This is a genomic window from Hydrogenovibrio sp. SC-1 (assembly GCF_002848135.1).
Classification (GTDB): Bacteria; Pseudomonadota; Gammaproteobacteria; order Thiomicrospirales; family Thiomicrospiraceae; genus Hydrogenovibrio.
In genome coordinates, this window is record NZ_PKGB01000013.1 from 14,282 (window position 1) to 31,942 (window position 17,661).

The following is a 17,661-nucleotide window of genomic DNA, read 5'->3' on the forward strand; positions in this document are numbered from 1 at the left end:
GTCATACTGTTAGCAAAAAAAGTTGTTTTAATGTGCACTGGTGGTTATTTATTGATGGGTATTATGTTGTTTGGCAACATTGTTTAATGGGGTTTAAAGGTTAAATTAAAAATGGCTTTTCCAAAAAATATAAAAAAATGGTTGTATCCTCTGTTAATTATTGCTGGTGCAATGGGGGTTTTTGCGTTTTTAAAAGCCACTAAACCTGTTCAGCCTCCGGTTGAAATAACCCAAAAGCGTTGGGCGGTGCAGGCTCAGACACTAACATTGCAGACGCTAGCGCCGATGCATACCTTGTATGGCAAGGTTGAGTCAACAAAGATGGTAGCGGTTGTGGCTCCGGTTTCCGGCGTGGTTGAAAGATTGCCCCTAAAGTCGGGTGAGCACTTTGAACCCGGTGCACTGATCGTGGCGATGGCAGACACGGATTTGAACTTGCCTTTAGCGATTGCGCAAGCCGATGTTGATGATATCGCGCAGCAGCTTAAACTGGAGAAATTGGCATTTGAGAATGATCGGAAACGACTTGCATTTGAGACACGATTAATGGCCTTAAACAGTCGAGAAGTCGAGCGTAGTAGCCGATTATTAAAAAAAGATTTAGCTTCGCAAGCAGTACTGGATCAGGCTAAGGCGGTATTGATCCGTCAGGAACAAGTGGTTGCTGCGGCGCAGTTGACGGTGGCACAGCATCAAGCAAAACAATCACAATTGGAAGCACGCTTAGCAAAGGCTAAAGCAACCCTGATGCAGCGCCGAGTTAATTTGGAGCGGGGGCAGCTGAAAGCCGACTTTAAAGGCCGTATTGCCGAAGTTTTGGTGGCTGAGGGCAGTCAGGTATCTCAAGGTGCTGCTTTATTACGATTTTATCCACTCGATAGCCTGGAGTTACGCGCTAAATTGCCGAGTACGGAACGCCGTTCAGTATACGATAGTTTGCAGTCGAGCCGGCCTATGTATGCAGTGTTCGAAATGCAAGGCCATCACTATCAGTTACCTTTAAATCGTTTAGCAGGAGAGTCTGAAACCAGTGGTGTGGATGCCTTTTTTGCGTTACCTGCCGCATTGGGCGTTTTACGGCCTGGAGATATGATAGATGTACAATTTTATCAAAGTCCGGTTCAAGATGTTTTTCCCGTCCCATTAACAGCGGTATATGGACGGGAACGCGTCTATGTGATTGAACAAGGGCATTTGCAAAAACGTCAAATTAAGGTGGTTGGAGAGACCAAAATTGACGGTGTGATGCATGCTTTGTTGCAAGGGGATTTGCAGGCGGGGGAGCAGTTATTAACAACGCATTTGCCAAATGCCATGACGGGTTTAAGTGTGATGGTGATTGAATAATGTCTCAACAAGATACGGAATTAGATCATCAGAATTTATTGCGCCCTGAATCTCATCAAGGCGATTTTCCCGGTTATCACCCACAACATCAACGCTTTCAATCGAGAGGGTTTATTGGTCTGTTTGCCCGCCATAAGGTTGCAGCTAACTTGTTAATGCTCATCATGCTTTTAGCTGGTGTGGTGGCTTTACTAAAGTTAAATGTACAGTTTTTTCCGAATTTTGAATTGGACTATGCAACGGTTAGAGTGGTTTGGCCAGCGGCCAATGCTGAAGATGTTGAGTCCTCCATTACTGAGCCAGTCGAACGCGTATTGCGGAACCTAGATAATTTGGACGAAATGTCGTCAACTTCCTCTTTGGGGGTGTCAGTCGTGTCTTTAAAGTTTGAAGAAGGCACCAATATGATTGAGGCATTGGATCAAATTAGTCAACGGGTTGGAGAGTTAAGAAACTTACCGCAAGATGCCGAGAAACCGGTTATTGAACGGATTGTGCGTTATGAATCGATAGCGCGGGTTTTGTTGATCGGTGAGCAGGCAACTCTGGATGAACTCAGGCCGCTCGCTAGGCATTTTGAAAGGGAGTTGTTGGATGCTGGAATTGATAAGGTCGATTTGAAAGGATTGCCAATCGAGGAAATGGCAATTGAGATACCACAATATCAGCTAGAGACGTTAGGTCTGTCTTTTGACGAAATTGGCGCTAAGGTGGCAGGGATGAGCCGGGATTTGCCGATGGGAACGGTAGGGGATGCGGACAATGCACAGGATATGCGCACGATTCAACAGGGTAGAGATGAGCAGGGCTTTGCCAACCTAACCATTCAAGTTACCGATACAGAAAAGGTCGAACTGGCGGATATCGCTCACATTGAAAGGCGTGCTAAAAAGAACGCTGCCAAGTTGTTTGTAGAGGGACATCCAGCAATTGAAATGCAATTGATGCGGTCTGAGGCTGGTGATACCTTAGAGTCTTCTGAAATCATGCAGGCTTGGTTAGCGAAAGCTCAGCCCCAATTGCCTGAAGGGGTTCGATTTCAGGTCTATAACGAAACTTGGTCATTGGTGAATCAGCGGATTATGTTGTTGGTCAATAATGGGGTTAGCGGATTGATCCTAGTTGTGCTGATTTTGTATTTGTTCATGAATGGGCGAGTTGCCTTTTGGGTTGCCGTTGGTATTCCAGTGTCGTTTATGGCGACTTTAATGATTATGTATCTCGCCGGAGGCAGTATTAATATGATCAGCTTGTTTGGGTTGATTATGGCACTGGGGATTATTGTTGATGATGCGATCGTGGTGGGAGAAGATGCATTAGCGCATCATGAAATGGGTGAGCCAGCTTTGGAAGCAGCAGAAGGCGGCGCGCATCGTATGCTTGCGCCAGTGACGGCGTCTTCGATTACGACGGTGGGCGCTTTTCTGCCTTTGATGATGATTGGTAATGAAATGGGCAATATTTTGTTTGCCATACCATTGGTTATTATTTCGGTCATTTTCGCATCTTTGATTGAAAGTTTTGTTATTTTGCCTGGCCACTTACGCAACGCGCTAAAAAAGGTTGAACCTCCAAAAAAAGGCAGCTTGCGAAACCGACTAGATGGTGCGATTGATCATTGGCGAAATGTGCAGTTTCGGCGGGTGGTTCGGTGGGTGTTAACCCATAGAGCAATTGCAGTGGCAAGTACGATGGCGGCAATGATTGTCGTGATAGGCCTATTAGCGGGTGGTCGTTTATCTTTTGTATTTTTCCCATCACCGGAATCGACTCGACTGGTTGCAGAAGCTCGGTTTGTCGCTGGAACGCCTTCTGAAGTGAGTTCGCATTATGTTGAACATTTGTATCAAGCCATGCTAGAAACGGAGGCTGAGTTAGAGCCGGGTATTGTTGAAGTAGCGGTTGTTCATTATAACGAAGGGGCTCGTGAAAAAGGGGCCAGTTTTAGTAGTATTAACATAGAGTTAATGGAGCCTGATGAGCGACAGACGCGTAATGAAGCCTTTATTCGATTATGGCAGCAGAAGGCAGGGCGCGTTCCAGGGTTAGAAGTGCTAACCATTGAATCGCCTAGAATGGGTCCGCCGGGCAGTGATGTCGATGTGCGGATTTGGGGGGCAGAACCAAGAGTGCTCAAGCAAGCAGCGTTGGCATTGCAAGAAGTGTTGAGACAAATTCCAGGCGTATCCGGTGTTCGAGACGATTTGCCTTATGGGCGGGACCAGTTGGTATATGAATTAACGCCAGAAGGCAAAGCGCTAGGGTTTAGCTATGCGAGTTTAGCTCGACAATTGTCGGATGCTTATTCTGGACGTTTAGTCCAAATTTTTACAGATGAAGAAGATGAGGTTGAGGTGCGGTTGCAGTTGCCTCGCTCAGAGCAAGCAACTTTATCCAGCTTAAGCCGAATGCAAGTGGTTTCTCCTTCTGGAAAACGGCTTCCCTTGAGTTCAGTGGCCACCTGGAAGACTCAACGTGGATTTGATGTGATGCGTCATGTGGATGGTCGTTTGGCAGTGACGGTATTGGGTGAGGTTGATAAGAATTTAAATAATGCGAATCGGATTTTGGAGCAGCTCAAGGCGACCACCTTGAAGTCGTTGGTTGACGAGTATGGTGTTCAATATAGTTTAGAGGGCCAAAATGCACGCCAAGCCGATACAATGGCGGATATGAAAATTGGATTATTTATTGGGTTGTCCATTATCTATATTGTCTTGGCTTGGGTGTTCGCTTCTTACGCTTGGCCATTGGTGGTGATGTTGGCCATTCCATTTGGACTGGTTGGGGCCTTGGCTGGACACTGGTTGTTAGGGATTGATATGACGATTCTATCCTTGTTTGGCTTTTTTGGACTGGCGGGGATAGTGGTCAATGACTCCATTATATTGGTGAGTTTCTACAAGCGCCTTCGAGAGGAGGGCATGGCTGTAAACCAGGCATTAGAGGAAGCTTCAGTGCAACGGGTTCGCGCTGTGCTATTAACGTCACTGACAACGATTGCGGGGCTGTTGCCGCTCTTGTTTGAGACATCATTGCAAGCGCAGTTTTTAATTCCAATGGCCGCATCTATTGCCTTTGGCTTGGCTTTTTCAACCTTGTTAATTTTATTAGTTATCCCTGCGATCTTGTCGTTTTATGAAAAGTGGCGGCAGGGAGGCGAAGCACAAACGACTCATGGTTAGTGAATGAGTCAATCTGTTTTGGTGACGGTTGAACGCCCGTCTTAAAAATTTTATCTGTTTGTCATCTTAAACAAATAAAGTGGTCAAAGCAGGTCTTTATCAGCTTTCAGTGGAAAATAGCAACAATGTAAAGCCGTTAAGTTGATGATGGATGAATAAGAAAACTTGATGATTTGATGATTTTAAGAGAGAATAAGCGTCCAAATTTAACCTTTTTCCGTTTTTAAAAAAAATAAAATGACCCAAAAACGAGAAAAAAATATCCGAATTTTTTATAACTTGAGGGAAGTTGCTAATGCCAACTCGTAGAGAACTTGCAAATGCAATTCGTGCTTTGAGCATGGATGCAGTCCAAAAAGCCAAATCTGGTCACCCAGGCGCCCCAATGGGAATGGCTGATATTGCTGAAGTATTATGGAATGATCACATGAAGTTCAATCCAACCAATGCAAAATGGGCGGATCGTGATCGTTTTGTATTGTCAAATGGCCATGGGTCAATGTTGATTTATTCACTGTTGCACCTTACCGGATTTGATCTCAGCATGGAAGACATTAAAAGTTTCCGTCAATTACATGCTAAGACAGCAGGTCACCCTGAATATGGGTATGCCGATGGGATTGAAACCACGACAGGTCCTTTAGGGCAAGGGATTACCAATGCAGTCGGGATGGCGATTGCTGAGCGGACTTTGGCGGCGCAATTTAACAAACAAAATCATGACATCGTAAACCACTACACTTATGTCTTTATGGGTGATGGTTGTTTAATGGAAGGTTTGTCTCATGAAGCAGCTGCCATGGCTGGTACGCTTGGTTTAGGCAAGTTGATCGCTTTCTGGGATGATAATGATATTTCGATTGATGGTCACATTGGTGACTGGATGGAGCGTGACGTTGCGGGCCGTTTTGAGTCATACAACTGGCAAGTTATTCGTGATGTTGATGGTCACGATGCCGAAGCGGTCGATAAAGCGATCCGTGAAGCTAAGTCTGTTAATGATAAGCCAACGCTGATTTGTACCCGTACGACTATCGGTTTTGGTTCACCTAACTTGTGTGGAACGCATGACTGTCATGGTGCTCCATTAGGTGATGAAGAAATTAAACTAACCCGTGAAAATCTGGGTTGGAATCATGAGCCGTTTGTTGTTCCTGAAGAAGTGTATGAAGGTTGGGATCACAAGGCAAAAGGCGCACAAGATGAAGCGGATTGGAATCAGAAGTTTGAAGCTTATCGTGCAGAATTCCCTGAAGATGCAGCTGAATTTGAACGTCGTATGGCGGGTGATTTGCCAGCTAACTTTGAAGTGGAAATGGATAAGTTTATTGCTCAAACGCAAGCGGATATGCCAAATATCGCTTCACGTAAAGCCTCTCAAAATGCCATTGAAGCAATGGGTCCATTATTGCCAGAAATGTTTGGTGGTTCAGCTGACTTAACCGGTTCTAACCTAACTAATTGGTCAGGAACGGTCAAAGTAACGCCTGCTAATGCAAATGGTAACTACCTATCATGGGGTGTTCGTGAGTTTGGTATGGCGCACATGATGAACGGTATGGTTCTTCATGGTGGCTTCAAAGTTTATGGCGCAACCTTCTTTATGTTTATGGAATTCATGCGTAACGCATTGCGCATGTCAGCCTTAATGAAGATCGGCACTATCTATGTTTATACCCATGATTCAATTGGTTTGGGTGAAGATGGCCCAACGCATCAGCCTGTTGAGCAGTTGGCAACAATGCGTGTCATTCCAAACTTCCAAACTTGGCGTGGTTGTGACGCTATTGAGTCTGCTGTATCTTGGAAAGTTGCCATGATGCGTGGAAACGCTCCGACTGCATTGGTCTTTTCTCGTCAAAATCTGACGCCTATGGAAAGAACGGCTGAGCAAGTTAAAAATATCGAGAAAGGTGGTTATGTTCTTAAGGACTGTAATGGCACGCCAGATATCATCTTAATTGCGACCGGTTCAGAAGTTGGCTTGGCTGTTGATGCAGCTGCTGCTATGGATGCAAATGTGCGTGTGGTTTCAATGCCATCCAGTTGTGCATTTGATACTCAAGATCAAGCCTATAAAGATTCCGTATTGATCCCAGGCGTGAAGCGCGTTGCGATTGAAGCGGGTGTAGCTCAGTCATGGTATAAGTATGTTGGAACCGATGGTGACGTTGTTTGTATGTCTTCTTTTGGTGAATCCGCACCTGCTGGCGAATTGTTTAAAGAATTCGGCTTTACCGTTGAGAACGTTGTTGCAACTGCAAACGCAGTATTAGGCAAGTAATTAAATTTTTATGAATTGCCAGGCCTGGTCGTTTCGGGGCTGGTTTTTATTGTTTAGGAGAAAATAATATGACAATTAAAGTAGGTATTAACGGTTTTGGTCGTATCGGACGTATGGCTTTCCGTGCTGCAGCAAAAGATTTTAAAAACATTGAAGTTGTTGCAATCAATGACTTGCTTGATCCTGAATACTTAGCGTATATGCTGAAGTATGATTCTGTTCATGGTCGTTTTGATGGAACTGTTGAAGTTAAAGACGGTAACTTAATTGTTAATGGTAAGACTATCCGTATTACTGCTGAGCGTAACCCTGCTGACCTAGCTTGGTCTGATGTAGGTGCTGACCTTGTTATCGAATGTACTGGTTTCTTCTTGACTGAAGAATCTTGTCAGGCGCATTTAGACGCAGGTGCGAAGAAAGTTGTTCAATCAGCGCCTTCTAAGGATGCAACGCCTATGTTTGTTTATGGTGTTAACCATAACGAATATGCTGGTCAAGCCATCGTTTCTGCCGCTTCTTGTACCACGAACGGTTTAGCACCTGTTGCTAAAGTTCTAAACGACAACTTCGGTATTAAGCGTGGTCTAATGACAACTGTTCATGCGGCAACTGCAACTCAAAAAACCGTTGATGGTCCTTCTATGAAAGATTGGCGTGGTGGTCGTGGTATTCTTGAGAATATTATTCCTTCTTCAACCGGTGCTGCAAAAGCGGTTGGTAAAGTACTGCCAGCATTAAATGGCAAATTAACTGGTATGGCTTTCCGTGTACCTACTTCTGACGTTTCTGTTGTTGATTTGACTGTTGAGCTAGAAAAAGAAGCCTCTATGGATGAAATCTGCGCAGCAATGAAAGCAGCATCTGAAGGCGAAATGGCTGGTGTTCTAGGCTATACCGAAGAAGCGAATGTTTCAACTGACTTCCGTGGTGATTCTCACCCATCAATCTTTGATGCAAAAGCCGGTATCGCACTAGATCCAACTTTTGTGAAGGTCGTTGCTTGGTATGACAATGAATATGGTTATACTTGCAATATGATGCGTGTTGTTGAGCACGTTGGTAAATAATTCTGTCGCTTCTCATTTTTGAGGAGTATCTGAATTTTTCATTTGGAGGCTTGTATTAGCCTCCAAATGGATTTTCTTATCCGTATTTCATGAAGTACTGAAAAGAAAATTTTATTTTTTCTACACTGGTTCAGTGTTTTTTAAACTTTAAAGAGGACTCAATATGTCTGTTATTAAAATGTCAGATTTAGACTTGGCTGGTAAGCGCGTTCTAATCCGTGAAGATTTGAATGTGCCTGTTAAAGATGGAAAGGTAACGTCTGATGCACGTATTCGTGCATCCTTACCAACTATCAAAATGGCTGCTGAGGCCGGTGCTAAGGTAATGCTGATGTCTCACCTGGGTCGTCCAACTGAAGGGAACTATGAAGAAGTTTTCTCTTTAGCGCCTGTTGCAGCAAACTTAAGTGAAAAGCTTGGAAAAGAAGTGCGTGTGATTAAAGATTACCTAGATGGAAATTTTGAAGTCGCAGAAGGTGAAGTTGTTCTATTAGAAAACGTACGTTTCAATGTCGGCGAAAAGAAAAATGACGAGACTCTTTCTAAGCAATATGCAGCGCTTTGTGATGTCTATGTAATGGATGCATTTGGTACGGCTCACCGTGCACAGGCTTCAACTCATGGTGCCGGCGCATTTGCTGATACGGCTTGTGCTGGTCCTTTATTGGCGGCTGAGTTAGATGCACTAGGTAAGGCTTTAAATAATCCTGCTCGCCCAATGGTTGCGATTGTTGGTGGTTCTAAAGTTTCCACTAAGCTAACCGTGCTAGAATCGCTTTCTGAAAAAGTAGATCAACTCGTTGTGGGTGGTGGTATCGCCAATACCTTTATTGAAGCGGCAGGTCACAATGTCGGTAAGTCGTTATCTGAATCAGACTTGGTGCCCACTTGTAAGAAACTGAACGAAATCATGGAAGCACGTGGTGCAGCGATTCCACTGGCATCTGATGTTGTTTGTGGTAAAGAGTTTTCTGAGTCTGCTGCTGCAGAAACGAAGAATGTCTCAGAAGTTTGTGATGACGATATGATTTTTGATATCGGTCCAGATTCTGCGGCGGAATTGGCTGCAATCATTAAGAATGCCGGTACGGTTGTTTGGAACGGTCCTGTCGGTGTATTTGAATTCGATCAGTTTGGTGGAGGCACCAAAGCGATTTCAATGGCGATTGCAGAATCAAACGCTTTTTCAATTGCAGGCGGTGGTGATACCCTTGCTGCAATTGACAAATATGATATCGCGGATAAGGTTTCTTACATTTCAACCGGTGGTGGGGCTTTCCTTGAGTTCCTAGAAGGAAAAACTTTACCTGCTGTTGAGATGCTTGAAAAAGCCGCAACAAAATAAAACTCAAATGAGAGGGTCAGGTAATCTAGATTACCTGACCTTTTAAATTTTTTAATACTATGTGAAATGGGCGGTTTGAAAGAGTAAAGGATGCCTCGGTAAATGAATTTGATTTGGAATTTATTTTGCGAGACGTCTTGCTTTCTATCGCTAAAACTTAAAAGGTCAAAAAAATAACATGCCATCAGGTTTAAGAAGAACAAAAATTGTTGCTACTTTAGGTCCCGCTACCGATAGAGAAGGGGAGCTAAAGAAAATTATTGAGGCTGGCGTTGATGTTGTCCGCATCAATATGTCGCATGGCAACCCAGAAGAACATATTGCAAGAGCAAGTCAAGTTAGAGAAATTGCCGCAAAACTCGATAGAGAGGTTGGGGTTTTAGTTGATTTACAAGGGCCAAAAATACGCATCGCACGTTTTGCGGATGACAGCATTTTCTTGATGCCTGGTGATCAATTTGCATTGGACAATAATGTTGATCCACTAGCGGGAAATCAGAATGAGGTCGGGTTGACCTATAAGAGCCTGCCTTATGATGTGAAAGCTGGGAATCGTTTATTGCTTGATGATGGTCGCGTGGTATTGGATGTCGATGAAGTTGTCGGCGAGCGCGTTATTTGTACCGTTGTTGTTGGCGGTAAATTATCAAACAATAAAGGTATTAATTTGCAAGGCGGTGGTTTATCTGCTGCAGCATTGACAGAGAAAGATAAGGAAGATATCTTAACGGCCGCCCAAATCCAGTGTGACTATTTAGCGCTTTCGTTCCCAAGAAGTGCGGAAGATGTTGAGTATTGTCGTTCCTTAGCGGAAAAAGCCGGATTGGTTTGTAGCATTGTGTCAAAAGTCGAACGTGCCGAAGCCGTGAATGATGATTTCACGCTCGACAGTATTATCCTTGCATCTGATGTCATTATGATTGCACGCGGAGATTTAGGGGTTGAAGTTGGGGATGCCCAGCTCCCAGCTCTGCAAAAGAAAATGATTAAGCGTGCACGTCAACTCAACCGCATTACTATTACCGCAACGCAGATGATGGAAACCATGATTGAAAATGCGATTCCGACACGTGCAGAAGTGTTTGATGTTGCGAATGCGGTCATGGATGGAACCGATGCAGTCATGTTATCCGGCGAAACTGCAACAGGTCACTCTCCAAGTTTGGTCATCAAAACTATGGCCGAAATAGCGAGAGAAGCTGAAAAATCCAGAAGTACCCGTGAATCAACCCATCGTATTGATGAGTCCTTTACTGCGGTGGATGAAACCATTGCGATGTCAGCCATGTATGCCGCTAACCATTTTGGCGTGACTTGCATTGCAGCGTTGACTGAATCTGGAAATACGCCATTATTGATGTCGCGTATCAGTTCCGGCATTCCAATTATTGCCCTGACACCCCATCTGGATACGCGTCGGAAAGTAACACTATATCGCGGTGTTTATCCGACAACGGTTGATTATACCGGCTTATCAGATGAAGAAGTTCAAGACCAAATCCTCCTTGAATTAAAGGCAAAAGGCGTGACTAAAGCTGGCGACTTGGTGGTGGTAACACGTGGACAGTCACGTGGCTTGATGGGCGGAACCAATCAAATGGAAATTGTTAAGGTCCCTTAACAGTTGATAATGAATCCAAAGAGTTACTGATGATAGTCAGTACTCTTTGCAGAATGTTTGAGCAAGCAGTTAAATCAATCATTGAATTGGTCAAAACTGAAACGATTTTTATTTTTTAAACTAATAGAGGAGTCACGCACATGGCGATGATTACACTTCGTGAATTAATGGACTACGCAGCAGAAAATAATTTTGGTATGCCTGCGTTTAACGTAAACAATATGGAACAAGTTCGTGCAATCATGCGCGCTGCTGACGCTGTAGATTCTCCAGTAATCCTTCAGGGTTCTGCTGGTGCACGTAAGTACGCTGGTGAGCCAATGCTGCGTCACATGATCGCTGCTGCGGTTGAAATGTTCCCTAACGTTCCTGTTGTAATGCACCAGGATCACGGTTCTGACGTTGGCGTATGTCTACGTGCAATCCAGTCTGGTTTTACATCAGTAATGATGGATGGTTCTTTAGAAGCAGATATGAAAACTCCAGCTTCTTATGAATACAATGCTGGTATCACGGCTGAAGTTGTAAAGATCGCTCACGCTGGTGGTGTTTCTGTTGAAGGTGAACTAGGGTGCCTAGGTTCTCTTGAAACTGGTAAGATGGGTGAAGAAGATGGACATGGTTCTGATGAAGTTCTAGATCACTCTTCTCTATTAACTGATCCTGAAGAGGCGGCACAGTTCGTTAAAGATACTAACGTTGATGCTCTAGCAGTAGCTGTTGGTACTTCTCACGGTGCTTATAAGTTTACTTCTAAGCCATCTGACGATGTTCTTAAGATTGACCAAATCAAGAAAATCCATGAGCGTATTCCTGACACTCACATCGTAATGCACGGTTCTTCTTCTGTTCCAGAAGAGTGGTTAGAGATCATCAATAACTACGGTGGTGATATGGGTCAAACTTACGGTGTACCTGTTGAAGCAATCGTTGAAGGTATCAAGTACGGTGTGCGTAAAGTAAACATCGATACTGATTTACGTATGGCATCTACTGGTGCAATCCGTAAGCACCTTGCTGAAAACACTTCTAACTTCGATCCTCGTAAATTCTACAATGCAGCAGAAAACGCGATGATGGAAATCTGTAAAGCACGTTTTGAAGCATTTGGTTGTGCGGGTCATGCTGGTAAAATCAAGGCATTAGGACTTGAAGAAATGCAGGCGCGTTATGCTAATGGTTCATTGGATCAGAAAGTAAGATAAATTACACTGAGCCTTACCGAAGAGCCCGAGCTTTGTCTCGGGTTTTTTTATGCCTAAAGAAAGTTATAGAGTTTGAAAAGGGATTTGGGAAATCGGGTAGACGGTCAGATTTTGCAAGTCGTTAAGCGTATTAGGGTCAGCATGGTCAGATAGATTGTTAACAAAAATGTGAAGTAGCTTCAGCCCAGCATTTTCAATGGCGCTTATTGACAGTAAAGCATGATTCAGACACCCGAGCTTATTGCCGACCACTAAGATAACGGGTAGTTGCAATGCGGTGGCAAGATCGATATTAAGCCCATCTATAGCAAGCGGAGAATAAATGCCGCCAGCCCCTTCGACTAATGCAAAATGATTTGTTGGAACACGGCAGGCACTAACCAAGTTCTGGATACAAATGCGTTCACCACCTTGGTTGATTGCTTGTTGAATGGCTCTTGCCGGTGAAATTGGCTCTTCAAATAAATAGTGACAGATTTCGACTAGGGTTTCATGGTTTCCCGTTGCTTGTTGAAGCTGTAAAGCATCTTCAGAATACAGTGTATCGTTGTGATCTCTTAGAGCTCCAGAAGCGATGGGTTTGCGAGCAGAAATAACCAGGCCTGGTTGATTTTGTTGCAAGGCATTGGCTAATTGACAACTGACATAGGTTTTGCCGATATCGGTATCGGTTCCGGTTACAAAAAAACCACCTGGAAGGGTGGTTTTTAGTTGATCAAATAAAGCGGTAAAAGGGCTAGCAGTGTTCATGTTATGGATTGTCCATTAGTCGTGATTGCGCTTCCTGATACTTTTGGAATGTCATTTCAATTACTTCGTCTGGTAATTCAGGTCCGGGTGCCGTTTTGTCCCAGTCTAGTGACTCGAGATAGTCACGAATATATTGCTTGTCAAAACTGGGTGGGTTTTTCCCCACTTGATAGCTGCTAACTGGCCAAAATCTCGAGCTATCGGGGGTTAAAGCTTCGTCAATCAGGTGAATGGTACCGGCTTCATCTTCACCAAATTCGAATTTAGTGTCAGCAATGATAATGCCTCTTTCAATAGCAAAATCAGCAGCCATTTTGTAGAGGGCCAAACTTAAATCGCGGACCTTTTCGGCTCTTTCCTGACCAATGAGCGAAACGACTTCTTCAAAAGAGATGTTTTCATCATGTTCACCAACTTCAGCTTTGGTTGAAGGGGTAAATAAGGGCTCAGGTAATTTTTCGGCTTTTTTAAGCCCTTTAGGAAGATTGATACCACACACAGTTTGTTTCTTTTTATATTCCTTCCAACCAGATCCTACCAAATACCCTCGAACGATGGCCTCAACGGGAAGGGGTTTTAATTTTTTAACAATCATTCCTCGACCGTCGAGCTGTAATAACTCTTCTGGCGTTAAAATATCGGCCAACTTTAGATCGGTTGCTAATTGGTTGGGAAGGATGGATTCGGCCTTATGCATCCAAAATTGAGCTGTTTCTGTAAGGATCCGGCCTTTTCCAGAAATGGGTGTGGGGAGTACGACATCAAAAGCAGAGATTCGATCAGTCGTGACAATTAGAAGATGGTTATCATCAATGTCATATAAGTCGCGAACCTTGCCCTTATTGATTAACGGAAGACTCGTGAGGCTGGATTCGAATAGTGGGTGCATATAAACATATCCTAAGGTAATAATTTGTATTGCGGCCAATCTCACGCAAGATGCTAAACAAGATGATGGACAGATAATTTGTTTCCAATTATACAAAGGTCTCTGTTAAAATGCTGTCAATATTTTGAATTGATTTAATGGGGATTATAAATGTCTAAAAAAGAAAATTGGATTGCACCTTCGATATTGTCTGCGGATTTTGCACAATTAGGTAAAGATGTAAAAGATGTGATAGCTTCTGGTGCAGATGTTGTGCATTTTGATGTGATGGATAATCACTATGTTCCGAACTTAACCATCGGGCCTTTGGTGTGTGAATCGTTAAAAAACTTCATGGATAAAGAGGGTGTGAAAGCCCCGATTGACGTTCACTTGATGGTCAAGCCTGTTGATCGAATTATTCCCGATTTCGCTTCGGCCGGTGCTGACTATATTACATTCCATCCGGAAGCATCTGAACATGTTGATCGCTCTTTGCAGTTAATTCAGGCTGAAGGCTGTAAAGCTGGCTTGGTATTTAATCCAGCCACCTCTTTAAACTATCTTGAGCATGTAATGGATAAGATCGACATGATTTTAATCATGTCAGTTAACCCAGGCTTTGGTGGACAAGCTTTTATTCCACAGGCATTAGAAAAACTGAAAGCGGTCAGACAAATGATTGATGCATCTGGACGCGATATCCGTTTGGAAATTGACGGTGGTGTTAAGGTTGAAAATATTGCTGAAGTGGCGGCTGCGGGCTGTGATACGTTTGTTTCTGGTTCGGGAATTTTTGGTAAGGCTAATGCCGCAGATGCCAACCGATATGATACGGTTATTCAACAGATGCGTGAAGAGCTGGCTAAGGCTTAAGCTCAATCTGACATTGTAGTCGCGACGCGATAAACGCCAGTCAAAGCTGGCGTTTTGCGTTCTAGGCATGACCTTGATATGGCTGACCAGCCGAACAATATGGAAATTAGTAATGACTCAGCAAAAAATTCATCCAGGCTTTGTTTTAATCGATTTAGATGGAACCTTGATTGATAGTGTTCCAGATCTAGCCTATTGCGTTGATGAAATGATGAAGCAACTGGATATGCCAGTGCGTGGCGAAGCAGCGGTCAGAAATTGGGTAGGCAATGGCGTTCAACGATTGACCGAAAGAGCGCTAATCAACTCAGTAGAGGGTATGCCTGATCCGCAGTTAATGGAAAAAGCCTATCCCATTTTCTTAGATTTATATAAAGAGAATACCTCACAACGAAGTCGTGTATACGATGGCGTGGTTGAAGGGATTGAATGGATGAAAGCACAAGGTTATCGCGTTGCTTGTGTCACCAATAAGGCTGAGGCCTTTACGGTTCCTTTATTAAAAGATAAGGGGTTGTATGAATATTTCGAAGTGGTTGTTTCGGGCGATACCTGTGCTGAGAAAAAACCCCATCCAATGCCGTTATTATTTGCTGCTGAACAATTAGGTGTATCTCCTGAGAATGCCTTAATGATTGGCGATTCTCGTTCAGACGTGAAAGCGGCGAGAGCAGCAAGCTTTCACATCTTTTGTATGACGTATGGTTATAATCATGGTGAAGATATTCGTGACTATGAGCCCGATGCGGTCATGGATTCTTTTATGGAACTGCCAAACTATTTAGTGGCGAAACCCTAAACGGCTAATCCCACGAGTGTAAGGAGAATCACCAGAATGATATCGTTTCTTAGAGCCTTTTTAACGGTGCTGACGCGACCGTTTTGGTGTTCATTCTCCGGTGTCTATCAATACTTTCGACTCAATCGCTATATCCGCGTTGAATCTAAGCGCACGTTAAAAACGAGACGCCCATGACACAGCAGCACTTTACCCAACTTCATCAGCAAGGTTACCAAACCGCGCCAGTCATGCGCACCATCTTATCCGATTATGACACACCCTTAAGTGTGTACCATAAGGTGGCGAACCAGCCAAATAGTTATTTGTTTGAGTCGGTACAGGGTGGTGATAAATGGGGACGTTATTCCATTATTGGATTGCCGTGTCAAAAGCGACTAGAAATTATTGGTCATCAAGTTTCTTTGTTTGATGGTGAGCAATTATTAGAGCAACAAATGACCGACGATCCTTTGGCGTGGGTTGCGGCTTTTCAATCTCGGTTTAAAGTGTATCAGCAGCCTGGATTACCTGCTTTTACAGGCGGGTTAGTGGGCTATTTTGGTTATGATACAATTCGCTATATTGAGCCAAGACTTCAAGATTCGCAACCTGAAAGGGATGATATAGAGGCCGCTGATATTCAGCTTTTAGTATCAGAAGAAATCGTGGTATTTGATAATCTTAGTGGCCAGGTTCATGTGATTGTTCACGCGGATCTATCGCAGCAGGATGCACTTGCTAAGGCAGAAGCGCGCGTAGCCGAGATTGCAGAAATGATTAATCAACCGATGTTGGTGCCTAATGATCTTCCCCAAGAAGAGACCTTGACCGAACAAGATTTTGAATCGAGCTTTGGGGAAGAGGCATTTAAAGCGGCCGTGGCAAAAATTAAAGAGTATATTTTAGCCGGCGATGCGATGCAGGTGGTCATTTCACAGCAAATGGCAGTTGATTTTAATGCTTCGCCAATTGATCTTTACCGTGCTTTGCGCTATCTGAATCCTTCCCCTTATATGTTCTTTTTAGATTTAGGCGATTTACAAATCGTGGGGTCTTCTCCTGAAATACTCGTTCGCCTGGAGGACAATAAGGTGACGGTTCGACCGATTGCCGGAACCCGTCGTCGAGGTCTGACGCCAGAAAAAGATCAAGCGTTGGAAGCTGATCTCCTATCAGATCCTAAAGAATTAGCTGAACATTTGATGTTGATTGATTTAGGGCGTAATGATGTTGGGCGAATAGCCCAAGTTGGAAGCGTTGAGTTGACGGAGAAGATGATCGTTGAACGCTATTCTCACGTCATGCACATTGTTTCCAATGTGAATGGTCAAGCCAAGCCTGGAATGTCGGCACTAGATGTATTAAGAGCGACCTTCCCCGCCGGAACCGTTTCCGGCGCGCCAAAAATTCGGGCAATGGAAATTATTGATGAATTGGAACCGGTCAAACGTGGCGTTTATGCTGGAGCGGTTGGGTATTTAGGGTGGCATGGCAATATGGATACGGCAATTGCTATTCGTACCGCCGTGATTAAAGAGGGTCGTTTATTTGTTCAGGCCGGTGCCGGAGTGGTTGCAGATTCGAATCCGCAACTGGAATGGGATGAAACGATGAATAAAGGCCGTGCAATCTTTAAGGCTGCAGAGTTTGTGACAAATGGATTAAAGACCGACAATCCAGATGTCGGACATCGTTAATGGCCAAGGGAAAATAAAATAACATGTTGTTAATGATTGATAATTACGATTCGTTTACCTATAACTTAGTGCAATATTTTGGTGAGTTGGGTCAGGATGTCCATGTCCATCGCAATGACCAAATTAATATCGAAACCATTGAAATGCTTGCACCAGATTACTTGGTGATTTCACCCGGCCCTTGTACCCCGAATGAGGCGGGGATATCGATTGCTGCAATCCAGCATTTTGCGGGTAAAATTCCGATTTTAGGTGTGTGTTTAGGGCACCAAAGCATCGGCCAGGCTTTTGGCGGTCAGATTATTCGCGCCAAACAAGTGATGCATGGTAAAACGTCCCCGGTATATCATCACAATTTGGGAGTTTTTAAAGGGTTGCCGAACCCTGTAGAGACCACTCGCTATCATTCGTTAGTAATAGAACAATCGAGTTTGCCAGACTGCTTGGAAGTGACCGCTTGGACGCAAACTGAAAACGGCGATCAAGATGAGATTATGGGGGTGAGACATAAAACCTTGCCGATTGAAGGGGTGCAATTTCATCCAGAATCCATTTTGACCGAACAGGGTCATGCAATGTTGAAAAACTTTTTAGAGCAATAAGCTGTGCGCGCTCGCTAACTGTTAGGATTGAAC

13 protein-coding genes are annotated in these 17,661 nt (G+C 43.9%); 11 read left to right on the top strand and 2 right to left on the bottom strand.

Annotated features, from left to right (window positions below; all coding sequences use genetic code 11):
- The first annotated feature begins 111 nt into the window (after positions 1–111).
- The 7 genes from CYQ88_RS07930 to fba all read left to right on the top strand — a co-directional run bounded on the left by CYQ88_RS07930 (position 112) and on the right by fba (position 12,054).
- Positions 112–1,347 (top strand): efflux RND transporter periplasmic adaptor subunit, encoded by a 1,236-nt coding sequence (locus tag CYQ88_RS07930; RefSeq protein ID WP_101840825.1) that lies wholly within the window; start codon positions 112–114, stop codon positions 1,345–1,347.
- Positions 1,347–4,532: an efflux RND transporter permease subunit gene (locus tag CYQ88_RS07935; protein ID WP_101840826.1), complete on the top strand. Its 3,186-nt coding sequence runs from the start codon at positions 1,347–1,349 to the stop codon at positions 4,530–4,532. The genes CYQ88_RS07930 and CYQ88_RS07935 overlap by 1 nt, the downstream gene beginning before the upstream one ends.
- Positions 4,533–4,827: 295 nt before the next feature.
- A complete protein-coding gene (gene tkt, locus CYQ88_RS07940) occupies positions 4,828–6,816 on the top strand; it encodes a transketolase (protein WP_101840827.1) in 1,989 nt (662 codons plus the stop codon).
- Positions 6,817–6,884: 68 nt separating this feature from the next.
- Positions 6,885–7,883, top strand: a complete 999-nt coding sequence (gene gap, locus CYQ88_RS07945) for a type I glyceraldehyde-3-phosphate dehydrogenase (RefSeq protein WP_101840828.1) — start codon at positions 6,885–6,887, stop codon at positions 7,881–7,883.
- A gap of 163 nt (positions 7,884–8,046) precedes the next feature.
- Entirely contained in the window at positions 8,047–9,228 is a 1,182-nt protein-coding gene (locus CYQ88_RS07950; RefSeq protein ID WP_101840829.1) for a phosphoglycerate kinase, read from the top strand.
- A 178-nt stretch (positions 9,229–9,406) separates the two neighbouring features.
- Complete coding sequence (pyk, locus tag CYQ88_RS07955) at positions 9,407–10,849, top strand: pyruvate kinase (RefSeq protein WP_101840830.1); 1,443 nt, start codon at positions 9,407–9,409, stop codon at positions 10,847–10,849.
- Positions 10,850–10,989: 140 nt separating this feature from the next.
- The gene (gene fba / locus CYQ88_RS07960) at positions 10,990–12,054 is read left to right on the top strand and encodes a class II fructose-bisphosphate aldolase (RefSeq protein ID WP_101840831.1); all 1,065 of its coding nucleotides are present in this window, start codon (positions 10,990–10,992) and stop codon (positions 12,052–12,054) included.
- 63 nt (positions 12,055–12,117) lie between these two features.
- Here the strand turns inward: fba and bioD are convergent, their stop codons facing one another.
- Positions 12,118–12,804, bottom strand: coding sequence for a dethiobiotin synthase (bioD, locus tag CYQ88_RS07965; protein ID WP_101840832.1), 687 nt, complete (start codon positions 12,802–12,804; stop codon positions 12,118–12,120).
- Position 12,805: 1 nt separating this feature from the next.
- Positions 12,806–13,693, bottom strand: a complete 888-nt coding sequence (locus CYQ88_RS07970; RefSeq protein ID WP_101840833.1) for a phosphoribosylaminoimidazolesuccinocarboxamide synthase — start codon at positions 13,691–13,693, stop codon at positions 12,806–12,808.
- Positions 13,694–13,843: 150 nt separating this feature from the next.
- Here CYQ88_RS07970 and rpe point away from each other — a divergent pair, with 150 nt between their 5' ends.
- The 4 genes from rpe (at position 13,844) to CYQ88_RS07990 (ending at position 17,628) form a co-directional block, all read left to right on the top strand.
- Positions 13,844–14,548 (top strand): ribulose-phosphate 3-epimerase, encoded by a 705-nt coding sequence (gene rpe, locus CYQ88_RS07975; RefSeq protein WP_101840834.1) that lies wholly within the window; start codon positions 13,844–13,846, stop codon positions 14,546–14,548.
- Between the two features lie 112 nt (positions 14,549–14,660).
- A complete protein-coding gene (locus CYQ88_RS07980; RefSeq protein ID WP_101840835.1) occupies positions 14,661–15,347 on the top strand; it encodes a phosphoglycolate phosphatase in 687 nt (228 codons plus the stop codon).
- 173 nt (positions 15,348–15,520) lie between these two features.
- The gene (trpE, locus tag CYQ88_RS07985; protein WP_101840836.1) at positions 15,521–17,026 is read left to right on the top strand and encodes an anthranilate synthase component I; all 1,506 of its coding nucleotides are present in this window, start codon (positions 15,521–15,523) and stop codon (positions 17,024–17,026) included.
- Between the two features lie 23 nt (positions 17,027–17,049).
- Entirely contained in the window at positions 17,050–17,628 is a 579-nt protein-coding gene (locus tag CYQ88_RS07990; RefSeq protein WP_101840837.1) for an aminodeoxychorismate/anthranilate synthase component II, read from the top strand.
- Positions 17,629–17,661: the final 33 nt, after the last annotated feature.